This is a genomic window from Paenibacillus sp. 22594, from assembly GCF_052044425.1.
Classification (GTDB): Bacteria; Bacillota; Bacilli; order Paenibacillales; family Paenibacillaceae; genus Paenibacillus_AQ.
The window spans coordinates 1-4,415 of sequence record NZ_JBQENA010000025.1; the positions used below are offsets into that span (position 1 = coordinate 1).

General features: G+C 45.6%; 1 protein-coding gene. It reads right to left on the reverse strand.

Annotated features, from left to right (window positions below):
- Positions 1-4,391: amino acid adenylation domain-containing protein (locus tag ACTJKB_RS30765; protein ID WP_440838022.1), on the reverse strand; the 4,391-nt coding region annotated here is incomplete at its 3' end.
- Positions 4,392-4,415: the final 24 nt, after the last annotated feature.

Here is a 4,415-nt window from a genome sequence, read left to right on the forward strand (position 1 = left end):
TCCACCACAAGATGATGGATCGCCACAAACAGCAGATTCCCTTCACCCGTCCGGAACATCGCTGCCTTCACCAGCGGACCTTCTTCTAAATCGATACTGCGATGCAGATCTGTACATGCCGCATCCATTAGCTCCGCTACTGCTTGTTCTTCGCTATAGTCATACACCTTTAGTTCATAGGCTTTGTTGCCATTCACTTTCAGGATCTCTAGCTGTCCTTCCCGGTAGACGGATCTCAATATATCGTGATGCGCCGTAAGGGCATCCAGCACTTTCCGAAGCTGGTTCTCATCTTCCAGATCAATCTCCATCAGCATGTCCTGATTGAAGTGTTGCGGCTTAGAAAGCTTCCAGGAGGCAAATTCCCTGACAATCGGTGTCAGCGGTACTATGCCGCTTACTTCCTCTTGCTCGTACTGCTCCTCGATTACAGACTTTTGTACCACATAGCTGATCGCCCCGACCGTATTTCTTTGCATAATATCTTTGATAGCAACGTGATATCCCATACTTCTTAGCTTTGACACGATCCGTATCGCTTTAATCGAATCCCCGCCCAGTTCAAAGAAGCTGTCCTGCGTACCGGCTCGCTCTACGCCCAGCACTTCACTAAAGATACTGCAGAGTTGCTCTTCAATTTCATTTTTCGGAGCAGTGTATTCCTTCCCGCTTACGGCTACGATCTCCGGCAGCGCCCGTTTATCCAGCTTACCGCTGCGCGTTACCGGCAGTTGTTCAATCTGCATCATATAGGCTGGCACCATATACGCCGGCAGTATTTCCTCTAAGTCCTGCCTCACTGCTTGCAGCTGAACTTGGTCTTTCGATATGAGGTATGCAAACAGCGCCTTGTCTCCGTCATGGGTTTCCCGCACGATGACCGCTGCATCTTGGATTTCCTCGAGCTGCCGCAGCGCATTTTCCACTTCTCCCGGCTCAATCCGGAACCCCCTGATCTTCACCTGATCATCAATACGCCCTAAATAGGCGATGTTCCCGTCCGGCAGCCATTTCGCTAAGTCGCCCGTCCGGTACATCCGCTCCCCGGGTACAAAAGGGTTCGTTACAAATTTTTTATTTGTTAGCTCCGGTTTGTTGAGGTAGCCTCTAGCCACGCCAATGCCTGCCACGCACAGCTCCCCAGGCACACCAATCCCACATAATTTATCTCCGTCTAGTATATACACGTGATTATTTGCAATCGGTTTACCAATTGGGATGCTGCTTGGCACATTGCTTATCCCGTCATATTCCCAATATGTAGCCTGGACCGTACATTCCGTAGGGCCATAAGCGTTACAATATCGGCTATCACTATTCCGTGTTTGTTCTATAACCGACTCATTTGTTGCTGCTCCAGCCGTTGTTAACCATCTAACTCCAGTAAACGCAGATTGAAGATAGTATTGTGGCGGCAGTACAGCCAACGTAATCCTGCTTTCTTGCATAAAAGAATTAAAACGTGTTACATCCGCTATTATGGATTTTGACACCAATGTTAGCGTCGCCCCTAGCAATAGTGATAACGTCATCTCCCACACAGAAGCATCAAAGACATAGTTGGCAAATTGAAGCACATTATCCTGACTTGTAACGTTATATTGCTTCAGAAGATGATGACGCAAGGACACAACACCGCTATGCTCTAACATTACGCCCTTTGGTTGTCCTGTAGTCCCGGATGTATAGATTATATAAGCCAAATCATTAGGGCGATTGGTTTGCTCGGGATTATCGCTCATCCCTTCCCATAGCATATCTTCAGCAAGATTAATTGTTGGAAGCTCCGTTTCAATCGTAGCTTTATACACGAGCACTGCCTTTGGTTTACAGTCAGCTAGAATGAACTGGATTCGTTCTGCCGGAAACGTAGGATCGACCGGCACATATGCAGCGCCTGCCTTGATGATGCCATACATCCCCGCAATCATCTCCACACTTCGCTCTGCTATAATAACCACCCGGTCATCAGGTTTGATGTGTAGTCTGCGAAGTGCCCATGCCACTTGGTTGATTTTTTTGTTTAACGCGTCATATGTTAGATGGTTATCTTCATATACGAGGGCGATTGCATCCGGTGTGTTAGCCACCTGCTCTTCCCATAATGCTGGAATCGTTTTTTCCTTTACATACGGTAAGGAAGTATCATTAAATGCACCTAGTATTTGTTCTTGTTCTTCCTCTCTTATTGTTTCAAGCTCAGATAACTTCCCTTCAGGGTTTGCTACGATACCTTTCATCACATGTTCTAGACGCACAGAAATTTGCGTTATATCCTCACACGCATAAACGTTAGGATTGTATATTATTTCACATACTATCTCACCTTCATATTCGTATGCGCATAACGTCAAATCGTAATTGGTTTGGTCCAAGCCATACTCAATCTCGTACATAAAATCTGCTAGCCTGTCCTCATCTACATAATAGTTTTCAAACATATAAAGCACTTGGATTAAGTGCTGCTTCTGCTCCGTCTGCACTTGAATCTCAGCGAGCGAACAATAGGCATATTGCTCACTTTCAGTCCCTTGCTGCTGCATTTCTTTGATCAGTTCCAATATACTCATGTCTTCTTTGCTCGCTACACGCACCGGTATGGTATTAATAAACAGACCGACTATGTCCTCTATTCCGCGCACATCGGCTTGACGCCCGGACATTACTTTCCCGAACACCACATCTTTCTGACCGCTATATGCTTGTAAAACAATTCCCCAGGCCGTTTCCACCACATTACTCACCGTCAATTGATGGATAGCTATCAGTTCCCTCAACTGTAATGCATCTTCAGGCGATAAGGTAATCGCCAGGCTCTGTACTTGCTGTTCACTCTTTTGCGGTGTATATATCGGTTTAATCTCGGCAACTTCTTCATATCCTGCTAATACATCTGACCAGTAAGACAACCCTTTTTCTTGATCTTGTTTTTCTAGCCATGTTATATAATCTTTGTAGGATTCCTGGTACTGCTTTTCTGTAATTACCTGTTTCTCCAGCATAGATGTCAAAGCACCCTTCTCTAGTGCTTTGTACAGCCGATTGAAATCCCCGTATACTATTGGCAGACTCCAACCGTCCAAAAGAATGTGATGAAAACTCCAGATCAATTGATAACGATCCTTTGCCAGCACTACGTGATGTACCCGCAATAGCGGCTCTTGTTCAAGATCAAATCCCCGCTGGATTTGGTCACGGGCGATCGCTTCCACCTGCTTTGCCTGCACAGTTGGTTCTACTCCCGTTAAATCGGTTCTTTCGTATTCCAGTTCCCTTCCTCGGATCACAACTTGCTTTGGTATCGATATATTTTTATGAATAATCGCTGTACGGAGCACTTCATGTCGCATCACAAGCAGATTAAGCGCTTTCTTCACCATATGCTCATCGGCATAGCCTTGCCCTATGAAAATATTCTGATTTCTATAGGCTGTAGACTCTGTATCGACGATGCTATGGTATAGCATCCCTTTCTGCAATGAGGTTAAGTCGTATATACGATCGATTTGGAATGCACCACCAGCTATATGCTGGATGACTGATAAATCTGTACGGGTCAAATCCGCTACTTGATAGTCAGACGGCGTCGGAACGGATTCTTCCAACTGCATACAATATGTAATAGTAGACAGTATACAGGCTTTATATACCGCAGCAAATCTTTGTATCGTACCATTTGAAAAGAGACCTCTATTGTAACGGAACGTAAATGATAATTTACCTTCACTTATCACACCATTAATAAACAATTCCGACAGCATTTTATTCTCATCCGCTAAACCTTTACTCGAACTAAGAAAGTTTATCTTTTTACCTTTCGCTTCAGCATCCATTTGCCCCATATAGTTAAACAATAAGGTTGGTAGCTGATTGCCCGGTAATATATCGTATAATAGGCCATACCCAAGTCCATGGTTTGGTATTTTGCGCAGCATCTCTTTCGTTTCAATGATACTTTCCGCTATTTCATCATGACACGCCACCATGATCGGATAAACGCTCGTAAACCATCCTATCGTCCGATCAATATCGATCCGTTTATGAATTGCTTCTCTCCCGTGCCCTTCGACACCAATCGTTACTACACTTGCTCCTGTCAGTTTCTTAACGGTCAATCCCAAGGCACTAATAAGCAAATCCGGCACTTCAGTACGAAACGCCTTCCCCGCACGTTGCAATAGGCCTTCGGTTTCTTCCACACTTAAATGTACTGCGCAATCGCCATAACCACTTTCTCCGGTCTGTTCGTCCATCCCAAGTTCGCCTGCCGCCATCTGCGTGGCTACTTGCTCCCAGTACGCCCGTTCTTTCTGCAGCAGGGGGCTGTCCTTATATTCTGCCAACGCCCCCGCCCATGCCTTATAGGACGCTGTCTTTGCCGGGAATCGGATCTTTGCCCCTTCTTGTACTTGCCG